This is a genomic window from Desulfitobacterium sp. PCE1 (assembly GCF_000384015.1).
Taxonomy (GTDB): Bacteria; Bacillota; Desulfitobacteriia; order Desulfitobacteriales; family Desulfitobacteriaceae; genus Desulfitobacterium; species Desulfitobacterium dehalogenans.
The window spans coordinates 2,835,365-2,856,546 of the sequence record NZ_KB913023.1 but is presented as its reverse complement, the minus strand read 5'-3'; the positions used below and the strand labels follow the sequence as shown (position 1 = coordinate 2,856,546).

Below are 21,182 nucleotides of genomic sequence, written 5' to 3'. Positions count from 1 at the left end.
TGAAGTAATGTGACGAGGGTTCGTGGTATACGTGGCGCCATTACGATTCAAGAAAATGATGTAGAACAAATCCGTCAAGCGACACAGGAACTCTTGCAGGAGATGATGATGCGTAATTCCTTAGCGACGGAAGATATTATCAGTGCCATCTTCACCCTGACCAAGGATATCGATGTTGCATTTCCTGCCACTTTCGCACGTCAACTGGGTTGGGATAGGGTGCCTATGATCTGCCTGAATGAAATTCCTGTTTCAGGCTCGCTGCCACTATGTATTCGAGTGCTGCTTCATGTAGAGTCTTCTTTAACTCAAGAAGAAATCCACCCGGTGTACCTAAGAGATGCGGTTAACTTACGCAGAGATCTTGTGGAGTAGAGTTGTATTATGGTAGATTTTGCTCACGCTGCAAGTGAGTAATATAAACAAAAAAGTAGGATGGTAGTTAAGGAGTGGAAAATTATGATTATCGTATTAAAGCGTGGAGCCGGTGAGACAGAAGTTCAGGAAATCAATGAGCGTTTGAGCCAGGAGGGATTTAAGATTCATCTATCCCAAGGGGTAGAAAAGATTATCATTGGTGCCGTAGGAGATCGTTCGCGACTGAAGGCTCTGGACCTGGAAGCCCTGCCTTGGGTAGAAAAAGTGGTTCCCATTCTGGCACCCTATAAGCTTGTAAGTCGTGAGTTTCAGAGTGAGAATACCATCGTTAAGATAGGGGACTATGAGATTGGCGGGGACGAAATTCACGTAATGGCGGGACCCTGCAGCGTTGAAAGCCGGTCCCAGATTTTAGAGACTGCGCACGCTGTTAAAGAAGCAGGGGCTACCTTTTTGAGAGGAGGAGCTTTCAAACCCCGTACTTCTCCCTATGCTTTTCAGGGCTTGGAAGAGGATGGATTAAAACTTCTCGCCGAAGCCAGAGAAGAGACGGGGCTCCTGGTCGTAACTGAAGTAGTGGATGTGCGGGATGTGGAGCTTGTAGCCCATTATACGGATATCCTGCAAATCGGGGCCCGCAATATGCAGAACTTCTTCCTCCTTAAAGAAGTAGCCAAAACCAATAAACCCATCCTCTTGAAGCGGGGACCCTCGGCAACCCTTGAAGAATGGATGATGGCTGCAGAGTACATTATGGATGGAGGCAACTACCAAGTCATGTTCTGTGAGCGGGGGATTCGTACCTTTGAAAGCTACACCAGAAATACTCTGGATTTAAGTATGGTTCCCGCTCTTCAGTCCCTTTCCCATCTTCCGGTTATTGTTGACCCCAGTCACGGAACCGGACGTTGGAATCTGGTGCCTGCCATGACGAAAGCCGCAGTAGCGGCCGGGGCGGATGGTATCCTTGTTGAGGTGCATCCTCAGCCGGAAAAGGCCGTATCTGACGGCAAGCAATCCTTAACCCTGGCTAATTTCGCCGCCATGATGGAGGAATTGGCTGTTCTGTCGCAAGCACTGGGCAGACCGGTGAAAGGGGCTCGTCGGTAATGGAAAAAGGTCGGGAAACTGTTTTGTCCGGAGGATGGACAGGGCAAAGGCAGCCCCGTGCTTGTGTCATCGGCCTCGGCCTGATTGGAGGGTCCTGGGCAGGTGCCTTAGCAGGGCAGGGCTGGACTGTCTGCGCTGTAGAATGCAATGAAGAAAGTCTGAAAGAAGCAGAAGCCCGGGGATGGATCAAAGAGGGCTGGCAGGATATACCGGAGATCCTTGACGTGGATATGGTTATCCTGGCGACACCAATTTCCCTGCTGGCAGAAAGTTTTGCCCAGGTCGTCGGTTGTGTGCCCGCCGGCAGCCTCATCACAGATGTAGGAAGTGTAAAAATAGACATATGCCGAGCAGCCAATCAGATGAATTCGGTCTATTTTATTGGGGGTCACCCGATGACAGGATCAGAGCAGCAGGGGTTTCAAGCGGCTAAACCGAATTTATTCCAGAGTTACCCTTATGTGATTACCCCTCCCCCATCTTGTCCTCAGGAGATGGTGGAAAAGTTTTCCCAATTGGTCCAGGGACTTGGGGCAAGAATCGTCTTGCGGGAAGCTGAGGATCACGATGATGAAGTGGCCTTGATCAGCCACCTGCCTCATGTGCTGTCCCTTGCGCTGGCCTTAACTGCATCAGAAGGGAATTTAAGAGGGAAACCCCTCGAAATAGCCGGTCGGAGCTTCAGAGAAATTACGCGGCTGGTGGATAGTTCACCGGAAATGTGGAGGGATATATTGTTTTCCAACGCCTCGGCAATTCTCCGCTCCCTGGATATCTGGGAAGAAAAGGTTAAGGAGATTCGGGAGATCATTGCAGGCGCTGATGGCGAAGAGATGTTTAAAGTGTTTGAGAGGGCTCAAAGGGCCAGGAGTCAAATGCTGAACCGGAGGGAATCAGATGCAAATAAATAATGAGTCTAAAGGAATACGAATTAATCCTATTCGGCGAATTCAAGGTGAAATAGAGGTCCCTGGAGATAAGTCCATATCCCATCGGGCTGCTTTGTTCGGCGGGATGGCTCAGGGTGAAACCCATATTACGAATTTTTTGCTGGGACAGGATTGCCTAAGTACGCTGGAATGCCTGAAGACACTGGGAGTAGAATGGGAACGGCGGGATGCGGAAGTCTGGATCAGAGGCCGGGGCTTTGAGAATTGGCATGAACCCCAGGATATTTTGGATGTGGGGAATTCCGGAACCACGATGAGGATCATGTTAGGCGTCTTAGCAGGCTGCCCCTTCAGCGCGACCTTGACCGGGGATTCTTCAATCAGGTCACGACCAATGGGCCGGGTTACCCTTCCTTTGCAGGAAATGGGAGCTCGTATTCTCGGTAGGCAAGAAGGAAAATATGCCCCTTTGACCATTCAAGGCGGCCTCTTGCATGGGATTCAATTCAATTCGCCTGTTCCCTCCGCTCAGATAAAGTCCGCCATTCTTCTGGCCGGGCTGAGAGCAGAAGGAGAGACCAGGGTCACAGAACCCTTCCTTTCACGAGATCATACGGAACGAATGCTGAGGGGATTTGGAGTTGATCTAAAGAGCGAGGGCTGCACCGCAAGGGTAAAGGGTGGTGCGATCCTATCCGGACGAGAAGTAGCGGTGCCGGGGGATATTTCCTCTGCTGCATTTTTCCTGGTCCTAGGGACCGTCATTCCCCAGGGAGAGCTCCTTCTCAAGAATGTGGGGATAAATCCAACTCGAACAGGGATTTTGGATGCCCTTTGGCAAATGGGTGCAGATATCCAAGTAGAAGGGGAATGGGAAGAATGCAGTGAACCACGAGCCAATCTTCGCGTACGACCGGCCCAGCTCCATGGCATAGAGATTCAAGGCGAAATGATACCCAAGCTTATCGATGAAATTCCTGTCCTTGCAGTTGCGGCAAGTCTTGCCCAAGGTGAAACGATTATTCGTGATGCCGCTGAGCTTCGGGTCAAAGAGACGGACCGAATCCAGACGGTCGTCCAGGGTCTGCAGGATCTGGGTGCGACCATACAAGAGCTTCCCGATGGGTTGCGGATTCAAGGGGTTAAAAGCTTACGAGGGGGTTCTGCTCAGAGTCATGGAGATCATCGCCTGGCTATGGCTTGGGTGGTGGCAGGTCTGCTTTCTGAAGAAGGGGTAAGTCTGGAAGGTATAGAAGCAGCAGAGGTTTCCTTTCCTAATTTCTTGGACTTGATCCATGAGATAGCTCAATAGTGAGATTCTTAACTTAAGAATGGAATACTCCTAATAGAGTAAGAAGGACCGTTTATCCAACGAACGGTCCTTCTTTTTTTGCATCTTAGGATTATATGGATTTAGGAAACCGAATATTTTGATAATAAGTAAAATAATTAATAATTTAAAAAACTTGCACAAGTAAGAAGGATTTGACAATATAACGTCGAATTCTATCGCTCAGTGTTTTAAAATTATTTTTGGTCTAGTGGTCAGTTCGGCAGATGATATGCGTATTATTATTAAAACTTATGACTACCAGAATAGAATTAATTATTAAAATTTTTAGAAATTATTAATTTCACGAAGAAGGGAAATACACCGGTCCGTCGAATAAAGAAATTAAACAAACGTAATTTTCTGATTATTGGAAGTAGTTGGATACTTCGGAACTTGAAAGGGGGGGTGCTATAGAAAGATTTTAAAGCATAGCATTTTTATATTTATCCTAATCCAAGAACTTTATCCTAATGGACTCTAATCCTGTCCTAATCCTAATTATTCATCGAATGTCCCTTTATATAGCAATAACTTAAAGAGGGGATTAACAAAAGGAGGCGTCAACAAACAATGGCGGAGTATTTTCAAAATTATAACCCCACGGGTAATGTGTGGCTATCGACGTTCTTAGCAGCGCTGCCTATTATTGTATTACTCTATTTGCTCGCTTTACATCCGCACAAGGATAAACAAGGTAATAAGCAGCTTGGAATCTTTGCTCCCTATGCAGCTATTACTGCGGCCATAGTAGCTATTTTAGTGGCTATCTTTATGATGAAGATGCCTGTTCCAACCACTTTAGCTGCCTTTGGTTATGGTGCGTTAAGTGGCCTGTTCCCAATCGGATGGATTATCTTTGCTGCTATTTTCCTTTATAATACTACTTTAATCACAGGTAAATTTGAAATTCTCAAAAACTCTGTAGCATCTCTTTCACCTGACCGTCGTTTGCAAGCATTGCTGATTGCTTTCAGCTTTGGTGCTTTCATTGAAGGTGCTTCCGGTTTCGGTACTCCGGTTGCTGTGTCCGGTGCTATCATGGTGGGCTTGGGCTTCCGTCCGATGACAGCTGCGGTAATCTGCTTGATCGCTAATACTGCTCCTGTTGCTTGGGGAGCTATCGGTACACCAATTCTTACCTTGGGTCAAGTTACAGGAATTCCAGCTGAGCTGATCAGTATGCAAGCTGGACGTCAACTTCCTTTCTTCTCCGTTATCGTTCCTTTCTGGCTCGTTGCTACCCTCGTCTTCATGGATAAAGGATCCTGGAAAGATGTCTGGGAAGTATGGCCCGCAACCTTAGTTTCCGGCCTTTCCTTCGCTATCACCCAGTTCGCTATGTCCCAAGCTGGAAACGTTATGCTTGTCGATATCGGTTCCGGTATCGTAAGTATGGTTGTAACCGCACTCTTCTTAAAAGTATGGTCTCCCAAGAATATCATGGGTCACGAAGATGCCCATGAGAACAAAGGTGCTGCTACCCAGCTGAATAAGAAGAAGCTGGAGGTTCCCAAGCACAGCATGAAGGAACTCATCACCGCTTGGATGCCTTGGGCTTTCCTTGCTATCGCAGTATTCTTCTGGGGTATGGGTGATGTTAAGACCTTCTTGAATGGGATCTTTAATCCAAAATTCCCTGTGCCTTTCCTTGATGGAATGGTTCACCATACCGCACCGGTCGGTTCACCTGATACACCGATGGCTGCAGTCTACAGCTGGAATATCCTAACCATGGCTGGTACAGGAATTATGTTGGCTGCAATTCTTTCCAATATTTTTGTCCTGAGACTCTCTGCAGCTCAATGGGCTCAAGCCTTCAATATGACAGCTAAACGGATGGTTGTTCCCATCACCGTTATCTGCTCCGTATTAGGATTAGGTTACCTGACACGTTATGCAGGAACCGATGCTATCCTCGGTTTGGCCTTTACTAAGACAGGATCAGCCTATCCCTTCTTTGCTTCCATGCTCGGTTGGCTAGGGGTGTTCCTGACGGGTAGTGATACATCCTCCAACGCTATGTTCGGTGGACTCCAAAAAATTACTGCTGAACAGCTTGGCTTGAACCCTGTCCTCATCGTTACCGCAAACAGTACCGGTGGTGTTATGGGTAAAATGATCGATGCTCAAAGTATCGTGGTTGCTACCGTTGCTTGCTATGAGAACCATCAAGAAGGTATGGCTGCCGTTGGACCAATCTTCCGTGCAGTTATCTGGCATAGTATTGCACTAGCCGTTCTGCTCAGCGGACTGGTCTGGGCTCAAGCTTATATCTTCCCATGGATGCAGGTTACTATGTAATCTATCATGATTCATACAGGAGCATTGAGCTTCTAAAATAAAGGGGCTGTTGCATTACGAAAATAATTCGTATGCAGCAGCCCCTTTGATTATAGCAACGCTTGAGATGAGTTCTCTGCAACAGTACCCGAAAGCGGATTCTCCTGGATTTTGCTTATTCTACAGAAGAGAGCGAATTGCACGGAAGAACGGCAAGGCGGGCGATGTTTTCGCAGCGATAGCGGAGCCACTGGTTCACATCAGGTATTACCAGGAGGTTTGGCGCAGCTGCTGCGGAAACCAGGCCGCCAGCTCTGGAGCGCCTGAGCGGCGCGGATGTAGGATAAAGCTACCCGACCCGGACAACGTTTTTCATCCTCTGTTGGCACCCGAGTCTATTGGAAATTCAAAGGGGACTCTGTGGGGTAACGGATGGCTGCATCAAGATAAACATAGTCGGAATCATGTTCTTGCCGGACCATTCCAATGATGCCAGAATCTTCGATTTCATCTAAATAACCCTGAACAAAAAACTGATAAGCTTTTTCATCCCAAGGATCTGTAAATTCCCCTACCTTATTGAGATAAACAGAAAGAGGAATTCTCAATCGCTTATGAAAAACTTGAAGTGTGGTAACAGGGGCAGTATCTACAACAATTGAATCTAGAATACTCATGCTTTGACCTCCTGAGGACTTTGTTTTACAATAAGAATAGTATTGCCGTAAACCCAATTAATTAGAGGTGAGAGGAATCGAAAATCAAGAGCATGAACGGGAACAGGAGTCCCTTTTAACGAAAGAGGATGGAACTGAGATTCTACCTAGGCGCTTGACCTGGGTCGACTTATTTTATGCCCTTCTGGGAATCGTCGTCCTTTATCTTGGAGTAGGCTATGTGATGGCTTGGTTCGCCAGTTGGTGGGAATATGAGCGTATCCTGCTTTACGTCAATGGATTTATAACTCAGGGTATGTTTTTAGTCGTTATTTTAGCCATCATGAGAGTTCGCAAATGGACATGGAGTGACTTGGGATGGAAGGACGTAAAGGGCAGATATGCGGGAAATGTACTGGCTTTTTATGCCCTGACTTGGATTATTAATATTTTTTATGCAGCTTATTTATTCCAAAAAGGTTTTACACCTCCCGAAACGGATATTTATTCTAAATTATTGGGCAATGCCACGGTGGTGACCTTTTGTCTCAATCTTATCCTGGCAGGGGTCCTTGCCCCGATTATTGAAGAGACCATGTTTCGCGGGATTATCTTTGGCAGCTTGCAGACCTATATGGGCAAGTGGACTGCCGCCGGGGTAAGTGCAGCAATTTTTTCAGGTTTACATTTACAGTCTTACGGCTTTATACCGCGTTTTGTCTTGGGGATGGTCCTTGCTTATCTTGTCATGAAGCATAAGTCCATTAAGCCTGCCGTAGCTTTACATGCCGTCAATAATATTGTGGCCTTACTTTTGGTTGCCCTTTCAGAGGGATTGTTGTGATGAAACGATAAGGTACGGATTGTTGGTCAAGGGCCATTATGGTATAATAAAATGTCTTTTTAAAGTTGCCAAATTGAGGGTGTTACTATGAAAAAAAATCTTCAGATAGCTATTGATGGCCCTGCAGGTGCGGGTAAAAGTACAATTGCCAAGGCAATCGCCAAGCGCTTAGAGCTTTTTTATGTTGACACAGGGGCAATGTACAGAGCCATAGCTTACAAGGCTCTGAACCTAAATATACCGTTGAAACAGGAAGAGGACATTACAAGAATGGCCCGGCAAACGGATATCACTCTGGAGCACTCAGAGGCAAGAAGGGTGTTTTGTGATGGCTTGGATGTTACTGAAGCCATACGCAGCCCTGAAGTATCCCGTTCAGTTTCTGTGATTGCTGCCTACCCTGAAGTCAGAGAACGATTAGTAGAACTTCAACGTCAGGAAGCCGGGCGCGGAGGGGTGGTTATGGACGGCAGAGACGTCGGAACCTATGTCTTGCCTGATGCCGACCTCAAAGTATTTTTGACCGCTTCTTCTGAAGAAAGGGCCAAACGGCGCTGGCTGGAACTTCAGCAATCCGGGAAAAGACTGTCCTTAGATGAGGTGCAAAAGGACATGGAAGCCCGGGATCACCATGATCAACAGCGGGCAGTCTCTCCTTTAGTTCCGGCTTCTGATGCGATCATACTGGATACAACCGGTTTGCAGGTCGAGGAGATTGTTGAACGTATTCTTAACTTAATTAAGAATAAACCGGAGATAGGATAAAGTAAGGAGATAGGACCAATGAGCCTCTATCAGTTTTTTAGAAGATTATTTCGCCTTCAGTTTCGAGTGATGGGCTGGAAGGTTCATGGTATTGAGAATTTCCCCAAGAGCGGTCCGGTGATCATGGTCAGCAATCATGTCAGCAACTGGGATCCTGTGGTAGCGGCCTGTAGTGTTGCCCGTGATGTTTCTTTTATGGCTAAGGAGGAATTATTCGCCAACCCACTTTTGGGAGGGGTTTTCCATAGACTAGGGGCATTTCCTGTCAAACGGGGACAAGGAGATACCAGTGCCATTCGTAACTCCTTGAAGGTTCTTAAAGAAGGGAAAGTCCTTGGGCTTTTTCCCGAAGGAACCCGCTCTAAAACCGGTGAAATGCAAAAGGGTTTTCCCGGAATGATTTTATTAATGGAAAAAAGCCAAGCTCCCATAGTGCCTGTACGAGTCAATGGAACCCAAAACCTCCTTACGCGGGGATGGGGACATCTGGAAGTGATTATCGGAAAGCCCATCACTCCTGAACAACTCAAGGCGCCTGAAGGAGTTGAAAACCGCAGGGAGTGGGCCGCCGAACAAATTATGAAGGCTATTGAGGAATTAAAGGTATAATGATTTGTCCGCAAACGGACAATGAATTTTTTTTCTCGGAGAGGGCAATTTAATTCTGATGAAGGAATTTTGGGAATTATATCGAATTTTAAGCGTAATGCGAGTTAAGGAGGGGCAAACTTGAAAATCATCCGGGCGGAAAAAGCCGGATTTTGCTTTGGTGTTAAACGAGCCTTAGATATGGCAGAGCGAACTGTTCAATCTTCAAGCACCGCGTCTTTAGGACCCTTAATTCATAACAAGCAGGTTGTGGAGAAGATGGAGAGGCAAGGGGTTCGTGTGGTAGGGGAAGTGAAGGAGACTCAAGCGGGTGACACCTTGATTATTCGCTCCCACGGGGTGCCTCCGGATATCTATGATGAAGCCCAACGCTGTCAAGTCAAGGTAGTGGATGCCACTTGTCCATTTGTGCAAAAGGCTCAGCAGCTGGCTGCAGAATCCTCTCAATCCAGTCAAGTGGTAGTAGTGGGGGATCGGCAGCACCCTGAAGTCCAAGGAATCTTAGGCTGGGCCGGTGGGAGTGCCATTGCCATTGAGACCTTTGAGGAAGCCATGGAACTCCCCTTTTATGAGAAGCTTTCCGTACTTGCTCAAACAACACAACCGGCAGCTAATTTCCATGGAATTGTGGATGAGTTAAAAAAACATACCCATGAGCTCAAGGTACATAATACGATTTGCAATGCCACCGAAGAGCGACAGACCGTAGCCCGTGAATTGGCGGGTAATGTTGAGGTGATGATTGTGGTCGGAGGCAAAAACAGCGCCAACACCAGAAAATTGGCGGGGATTTGCTCAGAACGAACCCGGACCTATCTCATCGAAACAGCTGACGAATTGGAAAATAACTGGTTTACAGGGGTCGAAACCGTAGGATTAACGGCGGGGGCCTCGACACCAGATTGGATTATTGAGGAGGTTTATAAGAAGATGTCGACAATGGAAAATAACGAAACCCATGAAATGATGAATATGGAGGACTGGGCTGAAGAAATGCAAAATTTGCATCGGGGAGCCTTAGTCACAGGAACCGTAGTGAAAATCAATCACGATGAAGTATTTGTTGACTTAGGTTGGAAATCGGAAGGAGTTATCTCCTTGAAGGAACTCACCGTAGCTTCTGGCCTTCAACCCAGCGATATCGTATCCATCGGCGATAAAATCAGTGCTGTCGTCCTGCGTGTGGAGAATGAAGAAGGAAACCCTGTTCTCTCTAAACGCCGGGCTGATGAAATGGCTGCTGTGGACAAGCTGAAAGAATTGGCGGAGAGTAAAGAAGAGATTCAAGGAAAAGTGGCTGATGTGGTCAAAGGTGGTCTTATTGTTGACGTAGGTATGCGAGGCTTTGTCCCTGCCTCCCAAATTCAGCCAGGTTATGTAGAGGATTTAAATCAATTTAAAGGCCAGACTCTGCGTCTCCGGGTGATTGAGTTTGATCCGGCTAAGCGGCGTGTTGTCCTTTCCCAGAAAGAAATTCTGCAAGAAGAGCAAGCTGCTAAGAAAGAGCACCTCCTTGGGACCCTTCAGGAAGGGGATGTGGTCAGTGGCGTCGTGAAGAGACTGGCTCAGTTCGGTGCGTTTGTGGATATCGGTGGAGTTGACGGATTGCTTCATGTTTCCGATATAGCTTATACCCGGGTTAAGCATCCTTCTGAATATGTTAATGTGGGGGATGAAGTAGAAGTCCAAATCCTCAAAGTGGATAAAGATCAGGGCAAAATTTCCCTGGGTCTAAAACAATTAAAACCCAGCCCATGGGAAAGCGCTCCTGAAAAGTATGCCTTAGGCTCTTTGGTTACAGGAAAAGTGGTGCGCATAGCTCCCTTTGGAGCCTTTGTCCAATTGGAGGATGGCATTGATGCGCTGATTCATATCTCCCAGCTTTCTGAAAAACGGGTCAACAAAGTTGAAGATATAGTGAAAGTCGGTGACATGGTTCAAGCAAAGGTCATTGAATGCAAGCCGGAAGAAAAACGGATTAGCTTAAGTATCCGTGAAGCTACTGCTGAAGCACAGGCTACGGAAGATGCAGAACTTTTAGCCAGTCAGTCAGAAGCGCCTCAGGTTACTATCGGTGATATAATTCAATCTGAATCAGAATCCTAAAGGATAAAACTTGATCATTTGGCATGTATGACTTCTTGCAAGGTTGCAGGAAGTCATTTGCTGTCCATAGAATTATCCTTTGATGGAAGTTAAAGTGAGGGATCAGCAGTGCCGAAAAGACGAAAACGCTCTACTCTCGTAAAAATACCCAAACCTTTGCGTGAGGTGGATTTTTATTTATTGATATCGGTTCTTGCTATTCTGGTTTTTGGGATGGTCATGGTTCTCACGGCAGGTTCGGTTCGGGGCTACAGCGAGAGTGAGAATGTATTCTTCTATGTGGTGAGGCAGGGGAAATGGGCTTTATTGGGTGGCTTTGCAGCACTGATTATGACAAGGATTCCTTATCCTTTGCTCAAGAAATTGTCCGGTATCGGTATGGGAGTTACGTTGATCCTACTGGTCATGGTCCTTGGCTCAGATAGTGGGATTGAAGCCGGTGGCGCTTCCCGCTGGCTGCAAATCGGCCCTATAAGAGTCCAGCCTTCGGAAATTGCCAAAATAGCCATGATTCTATTTTTGACCAATTATATTGACCGATATCCGGTGAGAAGATTAAAGGATCTGATCTGGCCGGCCCTCATTCTTATTCCACTGTTTGCCTTAGTCTATAAACAACCTGATTTAGGAACGACCCTAGTCCTGGTGTTTACAGCTGCCGCTCTTTTCTGGCAGACTGAGCTGTCGACATGGTGGTTTATATTAGCCGTTCCTTGTTTTGGTGCCCCTCTTCTCTACCTGATTTATAATACTACCTACCAATGGAACCGTATTCTCGTTTGGTTGGATCCCTGGAAATATGCCTCCGGACTGGGTTATCAAATCATTAATGCGGAGATTGCTTTTGGGTCTGGGGGGATTTTCGGTGTAGGTTTGGGAAGGAGTATGCAAAAATTCGGCTACTTGCCGGAGACCTATACGGATATGATTTTTGCTTTGATCGGAGAAGAGCTGGGGTTAATTGGTACCTTATTATTAATTAGTTTGTTTGTCCTCTGTTATGGAAGGGGATTCTACATTGCAAGACAATGCCCAGACCGCTTTGGACGTTTGTTAGCTTTTGGGATTACCTTTTCCCTGGCAATTCAAACCGCTATCAATCTTTGCGTCGTCACAGGAGTATTGCCAGTAACGGGAATTACCCTGCCTTTAGTCTCCTATGGAGGGAGTTCCTTGGTGATTACTCTGGTGGAGATTGGCATCTTACTGAATATTTCCCGATATAGTAAAATATCCATGCCTCAGAGGCGCTCTTCAGCCATCTCTCCGATTGAAGGAAAGACTTTGCGGGAATAATAGGGAAAGTCAAGCATGAGGAGGCGATTGGCTTGGTTTTTCCTTTAGGAGAGTGGTTACTCCTTAGTATTGGATTTTTGGCCTGGGCAGAGTGGCCCCTTTTCCGTATCGATAGAAGCTTGAGGATTATCCCTTTGGTTTGGGTTCTCGGATGGATTGTGGAATATAGCTTTACCTTTTTCCCGCCTTGGGATTGGCACTTTCCTCGGATCTTTGTCCTCGTGGCTCTTACCTTAGTGGCCTGGAAGAAGACAGAAGAGCGAAAATACCCAGGTATCCTTTTGGCAAGCTTCTGCATAGTGGCTCAGGATTTGTTTGTGCTTAATGAACCGGGTATTTTAGCCTATGACCAGTGGCTGTTTGCGATAATTTTTGTATCCGTGGCTTTTTTCATTACCCGTGACCTTTGGAGTATGATAGCAGCTCTTTGCGGAGGGATGCTCTTGAGCATAGTCTTTACTATTTTTTTATTTGATGGAGTGGTAAGATATTATACTATCCCCAATGCCTTCCTCTGGCACTTCAGCATTGGGGCTTGCATGATAATCGCTGTTCTCAGAAAAGCCAGGGAATATTATCAAGCCAGGAAAACTTTGATTCCGATTGCTGTCCATCAGGAATCCCAATCTGATGAAGGTATTGCATATAGAAAGGATGACTAACTTGGCACAAGGTTTAGTCGTTGCGGCTGTCCATGGAGGCAGTATCGCCGAGGAGATGGAAATTGAATGTGGTGATCAGATCCTTTCCATTGATGGACAGGAGATCAAGGATATTATTGACTTTCAGTATTTAACCGCTGAAGACGAGTTTACTCTGTTGCTGGAAAAGGCTGATGGGGAGCTTTGGGAGATAGAGATTGAACGGTCCTATGGTGAAGAATTGGGTTTAGAGGTTCAGGCTGTTAGTCCCCATGGTTTAAAACTATGCAAAAACAATTGTGTTTTCTGCTTTGTAGCCCAGATGCCTAAAGGGATGAGAGGCAGCCTCTATGATAAAGATGATGATTATCGTCTTTCCTTGACCCAAGGGAGCTTTATAACTCTCTCTAACTTAGATGATGATGAATTTGAGAGGATTCTCAAGTTCCATCTCAGTCCTTTGTATATTTCGGTTCACGCTTGGGATTCTGAAACCCGGGTCCGTTTAATGAAGAATCCAAAAGCGGGTGATTTATCCTGCCAATTAAAACGGCTTGCCGAGGCGGGGATACATATTCATTCCCAAATAGTTTTGGTACCAGGTTATAATGATGGAGAAATACTTGAGCAGACCGTACGTGAGTTGGGGAACCTCCATCCATCGGTGCAATCCATCGCCGTGGTACCCGTAGGTCTGACAAAGTACCGGGTGAATCTGCCGGACTTACGCCCTTTTACCCCTGAAGAGGCCCGGGATATCTTAACCAAGGGTGAAAGCTGGCAAAGGGAATACCGCCGGCAAACGGGCCGCAGTCTGGTCTATTTTTCCGATGAATTCTATGCTTCAGCCGGGTGGGACTATCCTGCCACGGAGATCTATGATGATTTTGCCCAGTTGGAAAACGGAGTGGGCATGGCCAGCAAATTCCGCCAGGAATTTGATCATGCTCTCAAGCATCTTCCTGCTGCTGTCCCTAAACGGAAGGTACACCTGATTACCGGGGTGTCGGCTGTGCCCTTTTTTGATCATTTGATAAAAAAGTTAAGCCATATTGAAGGTTTGACGATAGAACTTCATACTATTATTAATAACTTTTTTGGACCGACGGTGACTGTGGCAGGTTTGTTGACAGCTCAGGATATTGCCAGGCATATAGGCAATATTAAAGGAGAGATTTTTTTAATTCCACGGGTTATGCTTAAAGCAGATGAAGAGGTATTCCTGGATGATCGAAGTTTGGAATGGTTGGCCGGAGAACTGCAGGGGGTGCCTTTGGTGGTTGAGAACCAGGGGAGAGCCTTTCTGGAAGCGGTGACCGGATTGGATTTGGAGGGTGAAGATTGTGAGTAAACCAGTTGTAGCTATAGTGGGAAGGCCTAATGTAGGAAAGTCTACCTTGTTTAACCGCCTGGCAGGGGGACTTGTGGCCATCGTGGAGAATCGGCCTGGTGTTACGCGGGATCGGCTCTATCGGGATTCTGAGTGGTTAGGGCGTAAGTTTACAATTATTGATACGGGAGGTATCGAATTTGTCAACGAAAATACTCCCATAACATCGCAAATGCGCCGCCAAGCAGAGATTGCTATCGAAGAGTCGGATGTGATCGTTTTTGTTATCGATGCGCAAATTTCACCGACCCCTGATGATGATATGATTGCTCAAACCTTAAGGCGATCAGGAAAACCGGTTATTTTAGCCGCTAACAAAGTGGAGAATTTTTCGAAAACGGAGCTCTATGAGTTTTACAATCTAGGTTTGGGAGAACCTATTCCTATCTCAGCAGTTCATGGAATGAATATCGGTGATTTACTGGACGAAGTGATTTCCCATTTTCCTGAGGAAATTGAGGAAGAGGTGGACCCGGATACGATCCGGATTGCCGTTATAGGCCGTCCTAATGTGGGCAAATCTTCTTTAGTGAACACCTTGCTGGGTGAAGAACGGGTGATTGTCAGCAATATTCCCGGTACCACCCGGGATGCCATCGATTCTGCCTTTGAGCATGATGGCAAGCATTATATCATTATTGATACGGCAGGTATGAGAAGAAAGGGCCGCATTGAGGAATTAACCGAACAATACAGTGTATCCCGTTCTTTGCGTGCGGTGGACCGTTCCGATGTGATTCTGATGTTGATCGATGCCGGTGAAGGAGTTACGGAGCAGGATAAGAAGATTGCCGGATACGCCCATGAGGCTGGAAAAGGGATCGTCCTGGTGGTTAATAAATGGGACCTAATTGAAAAAGATGATAAAACTATGAATCGTTTTGAAAAGGATATTCGAGAGGAATTGGGCTTTATGCAATATGCTCCGACCCTCTTTATCTCAGCCAAAACTGGGCAGCGGGTTGCTAAGCTTTTGGAGTTAGTTGATTTCGTGGCGGAGCAGAATTCTACCCGTGTAGTTACGGCCACCCTGAATACTTTAGTGAGAGAGTGGATCCATCTCAATCCTCCTCCGACGGATAAAGGGCGGCGCTTAAAGATTCTTTATGCCACTCAAGTGGGAGTGAAACCCCCCACCTTTGTCTTCTTTGTCAATGATCATGAGTTAATGCATTTCTCCTACCGCAGGTATTTGGAAAACCAGCTGCGCAGCAGCTTTGGGTTTGAAGGTTCGCCCATTCGGATGATTGTGAGACAAAAGGATGAAGAGAGGGAGTAGGGATGTGGGAATACGCGATATTTATTATCGCTTATCTGCTGGGGGCGATTCCTTTTGCTTATCTGGCAGGCCGCTATAAGGGAATTGATGTTCGAAAACATGGCAGTGGGAACATTGGCACGACCAATGCCTTCCGTTTGTTGGGGGCGAGAATCGGAGTTCTCGTCCTGTTGGGGGATGCTTTAAAAGGGGCTCTGGCTGCCTATTTAGGCTATCGTTTTTTTGGCCCTTGGGGAGGAATTACAGCCGGATTATTGGCTATGGCAGGGCACAGCTGGAATCCCTTATTTGGTTTTAAGCCCAGCGGCAAAGGAGTAGCTTCGGGTTTTGGAATCATACTCATTTTGATGCCTAAGATTACCCTCATTGCCATTGCCCTTTTTGTCTTGATTGTCTTTTTTACACGCTATGTTTCCATGGGTTCCGTGTTGGCCGCCTTAACTGTAGGAATTCTGGTTTTTCTTTTTAAGGAGCCTATTGCTTATAAGGTGTTTGCCGTGGTTGCTGTCAGTGGAGTGGTGATCCGTCATCGGACAAATATCCAAAGAGTCCTTAATGGAACAGAGAATAAGTTCAATCTGAAAAGATAGATTGGTGGGAAGGGGGATTAAATTGGCTAAAATAACCGTTTATGGCGCAGGTAGCTGGGGAACGGCCCTGGCCGTCTCCATGGGTAAAGCAGGTCATGAAGTTGCCTTATTAGGGCGAAATCTCAGTGAGATGGATCTTATGGAGCAGAGACGTGAAAACCGACCTTATTTGCCGGGAGTGGTTCTGCCCCAGACAGTAAAGCCAACAGGTGACAGCGGAGTACTTGAGGAAGCGGAGATGCTTGTGCTCAGTGTACCCTCCCATAGTGTACGGGAGACAGCGCAAAAGATAAGAGGACACCTTAAACAGGGAACCATCGTTGTGAATACAGCCAAAGGGCTGGAGGAAGGAAGTTACAAGCGGCTTTCCCAGGTGTTGACTGAAGAACTTCCCCATAACCCTGTTGTGGTCTTGTCCGGTCCGAGCCATGCTGAAGAAGTGGGAAAAGATATGCCTACCACCGTTGTGGTCGCTTCCCGGGATAGTCAAGCTGCCGAAGCGGTCCAGGATATGTTGATGACTCCTAAATTTCGTGTTTATACGAATCCAGATACCATCGGTGTAGAATTGGGAGGAGCTTTTAAAAATATTATTGCTCTGTGTGCCGGCTTTGCCGATGGCCTAGGCTATGGGGATAATACAAAGGCAGCACTCATGACCCGTGGGATTGCCGAGATTACCCGATTGGGCGTGGTCATGGGAGGGAACCCTCTGACGTTTGCCGGCTTGGCCGGGGTTGGAGATCTTATTGTGACCTGCACCAGTCAGCATAGCCGCAATCATCGGGCCGGGGTTGCTTTGGGGCAGGGTAAACCCCTGGATCAAGTCCTGAAAGAGGTCGGTATGGTGGTAGAGGGCGTTCGCACCACCCGCGTTGCCTATGAGTTAAGCCGCCAGTATGGAATCTCCATGCCTATCACAGAACAGGCTTATGATGTTCTCTTCCAGGGTACCGATCCCAAGGCGGCAGTATCAGCTCTTATGATGAGGGGTAAAAAGCACGAGATTGAAGAAGTGGCTCTCATCGCCATGGAAAATGGCTCCTACCAAGAAAACTGTCAAGATAGCCAGGATAAATAGAATCTGAACTATGGAATGTTTGAGGGAGTATCGCCAAGCTTTTAAAGAAGCAATTGGCGATGCTCCCTTTTTAAGCTTTTCATTCCTATTTTTCATTAAATGGAATATATTGCTTTAAGTTTTCATAGCAATGATAAAGGATTGGGTAGTGGATTTGGATGAATTCAACAAGGAAATTAATTTATCAGGGCAAAAAGAAATTTTGACATAATTGCCCAAGCCGGTCAATATACTTATACTGCGTAACGTGCTAGTCCAGTTATCCGGTATCCATCATCTTGTGTCAGGGAGGTGGGGGGATAAGGTGGGGGCCCTTCCCCGTTTTTGGGACAGCACTCAAAAGGGAGGGAATTTTTGTGGAAAAAGTGGACATTTTTAAAGATATTGCCGAGCGCACAGGGGGCGATATCTACCTCGGAATCGTTGGGCCAGTCCGCACTGGGAAGTCCACCTTTATCAAACGCTTCATGGACCTCCAGGTCCTGCCCAATATCATGGATGTATTTGAGCGGGAGCGGGCGAATGATGAACTTCCTCAAAGTGGTTCAGGAAGACAAATCACCACGACGGAGCCAAAATTTATTCCATCGGATGCAGTAGAAATTCTGATCAAAGACAGCATTCAAATGAAAGTTCGTTTAGTGGATTGTGTCGGCTATGCTGTGGAAGGGGCTATTGGCTACGAGTCAGAAGATGGTGAAGAGCCTCGTCTGGTTCGGACCTCCTGGAGCGATGAACCCATCCCGTTCCAAGAAGCGGCTGAGATTGGCACACGCAAAGTAATTACAGATCATTCGACTATCGGTATTGTCATTACTACAGATGGCTCCATTACCGAAATTCCCAGGGAAGCTTATGTAGAGGCTGAAGAGCGAGTCATTGAAGAGCTGAAACAGCTAGGGAAACCTTATGTGGTTGTCATGAATACTACTCGTCCTTATTCGGAAATGACCATGGAGTTAAGCAGCTCTCTCGAAGAGAAATATAATGTGCCCGTCATTCCGGTTAATTGCTTGGATATGACTCCGGAAGACATTACGCAAATTCTCGAAGAAGTTCTTTATGAGTTCCCAGTAGCGGAAGTTAATATTGAGATTCCCAAGTGGGTTGAAGAGCTGGATTCCAGCCATCCTGTCCGGGCTAGCTTCGAAGAGGCTGTTCGCCAATCCATCGAAGGCATCCGTCGTATTCGTGATATTGATATGGCTCTGGATAAATTAGGAGAATGCTCCAATGCTCAGGATGTTCTGCTTAAGCAGATGAATTTGGGAACAGGTATCGCAGAAATTGAAATGACGGCTATAGAGGGACTCTTTAAGACAGTTCTTGAGGAAATGACCGGGGTTAATGTGGAAGGGGAACATACTCTTATGAGATTGGTTCTGGACTACAGCAGGGCCAAAAAGGAATGGGATAAACTTGCCCCGGCTATTGAGGAGGTTCGTACCAATGGCTATGGTGTGGTGACCCCTCACCTTGACGAAATGTACCTTGAAGAGCCGGAACTGGTGAAATCCGGCGGACATTATGGTATTAAGCTGAAAGCCAGTGCTCCTTCCCTTCATATTCTCCGTGCAGATGTTACCACAGAGATTACTCCCTTGATTGGAACGGAGAAGCAGGCTGAGGATTTAGTTCGTTACATACTCGATGAGTTCGAATCCGATCCTAAGAAGGTATGGGAGTCCAATATCTTCGGCAAATCCTTGCATGATTTAGTCCGGGAAGGGGTTCAGACTAAGCTTTACCGGATGCCGGAGAATGCCCAACATAAGCTCCAAGACACCTTGCAAAGGATTGTCAATGACGGCAATGGTGGTCTAATCTGCATCATCATCTAATCACCAGAGGGTTCCTGCGGGAACCCTTTTTTCATGGAACCAAGGGGAGAGGTGAATGGGCTCCGTATGGTGCAAAAAAACAAATGTTGCTATAGGACGGACATTTGCTTATAATGGTCACTAATAATAATTGTATTTGAATAGTTAAAGGGTAAATGGCACACTTCACATAAAGTGAATAGAGCAAACCCTTTCTTATGTAAGAATCACTAGGGAGCGAAAGACAGTGGCAGGTCAGAACCGGAATAAAGATTTTTTAATCGTCAGTAAAGATATACTCCCTGAGGCCATCCTCAAAACCGCTCAAGCTAAGGAGCTGTTGGTCAAAGGGGATGTAAATACTATTAATGAGGCTGTGGACCGGGTCCAGCTTAGCCGCAGTGCTTTTTATAAATACAAGGATGGGGTTTTCCCATTCTATGAGGCAAGCAGGGAAAAGATCATTACCTTTTCTTTGATTTTGGAAAATACGGCAGGAGTCCTATCCAATGTATTAAATACTATTGCCCGTTTCAGGGGTAATGTACTGACGATTAATCAAGGAATCCCTCTCCAAGGGATCGCTAATGTTACCATTTCTGTAGAAAATATGGGGATGGTGGATATTCCGGAGAATTTATTATCTGCACTGGGTGAGATTCAAGGGGTTCGGAAAATAGAAGTCATCGGACAAAATTAAGGCTTATCTTGCCAACTTATGTCTTGCATTTTTCTTAAACATATGTTATTTTATATAAGTCCCTCAAATACGGGATGCAATCGGGGCGTGGCTCAGCTTGGTAGAGCGCTACCTTGGGGTGGTAGAGGTCGCACGTTCAAATCGTGTCGCTCCGACCATAAAATTCGTTAAAAGAAGTCAATCTTAAATGATTGGCTTTTTTGTGTAGGGGATAATCCTATCGGCTTCGGAGGGGCTAAAAGAAGTTCGTGGTTATGGTGAAGGCAACAGCATTTTGTTTAGAGCAGAGAATGAAGTCTACTAAGGGATGTGGTAATATAGTTATGATGTGATTAGACTAGGGAAGGATGAGTAATGTATTGAAGAGACTGGACTTTAACAAATTTGTGGAGGCAGATTTTACCTATATGCGTTTTGTTCATGTAGCCAAACAGGAGAGTCAGTTGGGAATGAGAGAGCGTATTGATAGGGAACTGGCTGTTATGATCGATGATTTGATGTCCATCAACCTAGAGTATAATAACGTGGGCAAGCAAGTCCTTGCTGTTTGGCAAGGATACTGGATGGCCATAACTGCACTGGATATAGATATAGAGGATTAATTTCTCTGTGAATCAAGCAGGTAAATAAGACATTAAAGGAGCGTGCCCGGGTAGGGCACGCTTCTTTTGGCGATTTATTAGGCTGCATGGTGTTGAGCAGTTTGCAGAGCTTTTTTCTTATTTTTACGGTGACCAAGAAGCAAGACTATGGCTATAAAGATGGCACTAAGGCTCCATTCAATGAGGGTACTTTCACCAATGAGATTCTTTACATTAGGTTCACCCACCAGCATGGTTACAGCTGTATGTGTTATGACTGCAGCGCCGATGGGGATAATGATCGGAAAGCGATTAATGGCCTTGATAACAAGAGTGCTTCCCCAGATCACGATGGGGATGCTGATGCACAGTCCGAAAATAACCAGAAAAGGACTTCCGTGTGAAGCGCCTGCTACGGCTAGAATATTATCCAGCCCCATGACAAAGTCGGCAATGATAATTGTGCGAATCGCTCCCCAGAAATTCGAAGCACTTTTCACATGATCGCCTTCTTTATCATCGGTAAGGAGGTTGTAAGCCATCCAAACCAGGAAAACACCACCGACAAACATTAAACCGGGAATCTTTAAGAGCCAGACTGCCACTAAAGTTGCTAAAGAGCGGATAAGGATAGCACCACCAGTACCAATCAGAATTACTTTCTTCTGGGACTCATGGGGCAGGTTTCGTGCAGCCATGCCGATAACAATAGCGTTATCCCCTCCAAGAACCAGGTCCATAAGTACGATGGATAGTAGAGCTGAGAAAAATTCCGGGCTAAGAAACTCCATTTCTTTACATCTTCTCTCTTATTATTTTTTGCGTTACCAGAT

At 46.2% G+C, this 21,182-nt stretch carries 20 protein-coding genes and 1 tRNA gene; 19 read left to right on the top strand and 2 right to left on the bottom strand.

What is annotated here, in order from left to right:
- The first annotated feature begins 9 nt into the window (after window positions 1-9).
- From aroH to DESPCE1_RS0114195, 5 genes are all read left to right on the top strand, one after another.
- On the top strand, window positions 10-375 hold the full coding sequence (gene aroH, locus DESPCE1_RS0114215) for a chorismate mutase (protein ID WP_019850876.1): 366 nt from the start codon (window positions 10-12) through the stop codon (window positions 373-375).
- Between the two features lie 84 nt (window positions 376-459).
- Entirely contained in the window at window positions 460-1,488 is a 1,029-nt protein-coding gene (aroF, locus tag DESPCE1_RS0114210) for a 3-deoxy-7-phosphoheptulonate synthase (protein WP_014794623.1), read from the top strand.
- Complete coding sequence (locus DESPCE1_RS0114205; RefSeq protein WP_014794622.1) at window positions 1,488-2,399, top strand: prephenate dehydrogenase; 912 nt, start codon at window positions 1,488-1,490, stop codon at window positions 2,397-2,399. Before aroF ends, DESPCE1_RS0114205 begins: the two co-directional genes overlap by 1 nt.
- Window positions 2,386-3,690, top strand: coding sequence for a 3-phosphoshikimate 1-carboxyvinyltransferase (gene aroA, locus DESPCE1_RS0114200; RefSeq protein ID WP_019850875.1), 1,305 nt, complete (start codon window positions 2,386-2,388; stop codon window positions 3,688-3,690). The genes DESPCE1_RS0114205 and aroA overlap by 14 nt, the downstream gene beginning before the upstream one ends.
- A 591-nt stretch (window positions 3,691-4,281) precedes the next feature.
- Window positions 4,282-6,012, top strand: a complete 1,731-nt coding sequence (locus DESPCE1_RS0114195) for an L-lactate permease (protein WP_014794620.1) — start codon at window positions 4,282-4,284, stop codon at window positions 6,010-6,012.
- A gap of 374 nt (window positions 6,013-6,386) precedes the next feature.
- On the opposite strand, the gene DESPCE1_RS0114190 is transcribed toward DESPCE1_RS0114195, so the two are convergent.
- Complete coding sequence (locus DESPCE1_RS0114190; RefSeq protein ID WP_014794619.1) at window positions 6,387-6,668, bottom strand: hypothetical protein; 282 nt, start codon at window positions 6,666-6,668, stop codon at window positions 6,387-6,389.
- A 67-nt stretch (window positions 6,669-6,735) separates the two neighbouring features.
- Between DESPCE1_RS0114190 and DESPCE1_RS0114185 the strand changes: the two genes are divergently transcribed.
- From DESPCE1_RS0114185 to DESPCE1_RS0114120, 14 genes are all read left to right on the top strand, one after another.
- Window positions 6,736-7,491, top strand: coding sequence for a CPBP family intramembrane glutamic endopeptidase (locus DESPCE1_RS0114185; protein WP_019850874.1), 756 nt, complete (start codon window positions 6,736-6,738; stop codon window positions 7,489-7,491).
- 87 nt (window positions 7,492-7,578) lie between these two features.
- A complete protein-coding gene (gene cmk / locus DESPCE1_RS0114180) occupies window positions 7,579-8,256 on the top strand; it encodes a (d)CMP kinase (RefSeq protein WP_019850873.1) in 678 nt (225 codons plus the stop codon).
- A gap of 18 nt (window positions 8,257-8,274) precedes the next feature.
- On the top strand, window positions 8,275-8,865 hold the full coding sequence (locus DESPCE1_RS0114175; protein WP_014794616.1) for a 1-acyl-sn-glycerol-3-phosphate acyltransferase: 591 nt from the start codon (window positions 8,275-8,277) through the stop codon (window positions 8,863-8,865).
- A 120-nt stretch (window positions 8,866-8,985) separates the two neighbouring features.
- Window positions 8,986-10,971, top strand: coding sequence for a bifunctional 4-hydroxy-3-methylbut-2-enyl diphosphate reductase/30S ribosomal protein S1 (locus DESPCE1_RS0114170; protein ID WP_019850872.1), 1,986 nt, complete (start codon window positions 8,986-8,988; stop codon window positions 10,969-10,971).
- A 108-nt stretch (window positions 10,972-11,079) separates the two neighbouring features.
- Window positions 11,080-12,267 carry a putative lipid II flippase FtsW gene (gene ftsW, locus DESPCE1_RS0114165; protein ID WP_028305582.1) on the top strand — a complete coding sequence of 396 codons (1,188 nt, stop codon included), beginning with the start codon at window positions 11,080-11,082 and terminating at the stop codon, window positions 12,265-12,267.
- A 32-nt stretch (window positions 12,268-12,299) separates the two neighbouring features.
- On the top strand, window positions 12,300-12,929 hold the full coding sequence (locus DESPCE1_RS0114160; RefSeq protein WP_014794613.1) for a hypothetical protein: 630 nt from the start codon (window positions 12,300-12,302) through the stop codon (window positions 12,927-12,929).
- Window positions 12,898-14,259 (top strand): radical SAM protein, encoded by a 1,362-nt coding sequence (locus DESPCE1_RS0114155; protein WP_019850870.1) that lies wholly within the window; start codon window positions 12,898-12,900, stop codon window positions 14,257-14,259. The genes DESPCE1_RS0114160 and DESPCE1_RS0114155 overlap by 32 nt, the downstream gene beginning before the upstream one ends.
- Window positions 14,252-15,577, top strand: coding sequence for a ribosome biogenesis GTPase Der (gene der / locus DESPCE1_RS0114150; protein ID WP_014794611.1), 1,326 nt, complete (start codon window positions 14,252-14,254; stop codon window positions 15,575-15,577). The genes DESPCE1_RS0114155 and der overlap by 8 nt, the downstream gene beginning before the upstream one ends.
- A 2-nt stretch (window positions 15,578-15,579) precedes the next feature.
- Entirely contained in the window at window positions 15,580-16,167 is a 588-nt protein-coding gene (gene plsY / locus DESPCE1_RS0114145) for a glycerol-3-phosphate 1-O-acyltransferase PlsY (protein WP_014794610.1), read from the top strand.
- Between the two features lie 22 nt (window positions 16,168-16,189).
- Entirely contained in the window at window positions 16,190-17,248 is a 1,059-nt protein-coding gene (locus DESPCE1_RS0114140) for an NAD(P)H-dependent glycerol-3-phosphate dehydrogenase (protein ID WP_014794609.1), read from the top strand.
- Window positions 17,249-17,604: 356 nt separating this feature from the next.
- A complete protein-coding gene (spoIVA, locus tag DESPCE1_RS0114135) occupies window positions 17,605-19,089 on the top strand; it encodes a stage IV sporulation protein A (RefSeq protein ID WP_014794608.1) in 1,485 nt (494 codons plus the stop codon).
- A 226-nt stretch (window positions 19,090-19,315) separates the two neighbouring features.
- The gene (locus tag DESPCE1_RS0114130; RefSeq protein ID WP_019850869.1) at window positions 19,316-19,768 is read left to right on the top strand and encodes an ACT domain-containing protein; all 453 of its coding nucleotides are present in this window, start codon (window positions 19,316-19,318) and stop codon (window positions 19,766-19,768) included.
- Window positions 19,769-19,849: 81 nt separating this feature from the next.
- Window positions 19,850-19,926, top strand: a tRNA-Pro gene (locus tag DESPCE1_RS0114125).
- Window positions 19,927-20,127: 201 nt separating this feature from the next.
- The gene (locus tag DESPCE1_RS0114120) at window positions 20,128-20,370 is read left to right on the top strand and encodes a hypothetical protein (RefSeq protein ID WP_019850868.1); all 243 of its coding nucleotides are present in this window, start codon (window positions 20,128-20,130) and stop codon (window positions 20,368-20,370) included.
- 77 nt (window positions 20,371-20,447) lie between these two features.
- On the opposite strand, the gene DESPCE1_RS0114115 is transcribed toward DESPCE1_RS0114120, so the two are convergent.
- A complete protein-coding gene (locus DESPCE1_RS0114115) occupies window positions 20,448-21,140 on the bottom strand; it encodes a TerC family protein (RefSeq protein WP_019850867.1) in 693 nt (230 codons plus the stop codon).
- Window positions 21,141-21,182: the final 42 nt, after the last annotated feature.

What these genes read in the sequence shown, in the direction of transcription:
- aroF (WP_014794623.1), top strand. Translation starts at nt 460, where the DNA reads ATGATTATCGTATTAAAGCGTGGAGCCGGTGAGACAGAAGTTCAGGAA.
- aroA (WP_019850875.1), top strand. Translation starts at nt 2,386, where the DNA reads ATGCAAATAAATAATGAGTCTAAAGGAATACGAATTAATCCTATTCGG.
- DESPCE1_RS0114155 (WP_019850870.1), top strand. Translation starts at nt 12,898, where the DNA reads ATGAAGGTATTGCATATAGAAAGGATGACTAACTTGGCACAAGGTTTA.
- DESPCE1_RS0114175 (WP_014794616.1), top strand. Translation starts at nt 8,275, where the DNA reads ATGAGCCTCTATCAGTTTTTTAGAAGATTATTTCGCCTTCAGTTTCGA.
- DESPCE1_RS0114190 (WP_014794619.1), bottom strand. Translation starts at nt 6,668, where the DNA reads ATGAGTATTCTAGATTCAATTGTTGTAGATACTGCCCCTGTTACCACA.
- plsY (WP_014794610.1), top strand. Translation starts at nt 15,580, where the DNA reads ATGTGGGAATACGCGATATTTATTATCGCTTATCTGCTGGGGGCGATT.
- DESPCE1_RS0114195 (WP_014794620.1), top strand. Translation starts at nt 4,282, where the DNA reads ATGGCGGAGTATTTTCAAAATTATAACCCCACGGGTAATGTGTGGCTA.
- cmk (WP_019850873.1), top strand. Translation starts at nt 7,579, where the DNA reads ATGAAAAAAAATCTTCAGATAGCTATTGATGGCCCTGCAGGTGCGGGT.
- DESPCE1_RS0114115 (WP_019850867.1), bottom strand. Translation starts at nt 21,140, where the DNA reads ATGGAGTTTCTTAGCCCGGAATTTTTCTCAGCTCTACTATCCATCGTA.
- DESPCE1_RS0114205 (WP_014794622.1), top strand. Translation starts at nt 1,488, where the DNA reads ATGGAAAAAGGTCGGGAAACTGTTTTGTCCGGAGGATGGACAGGGCAA.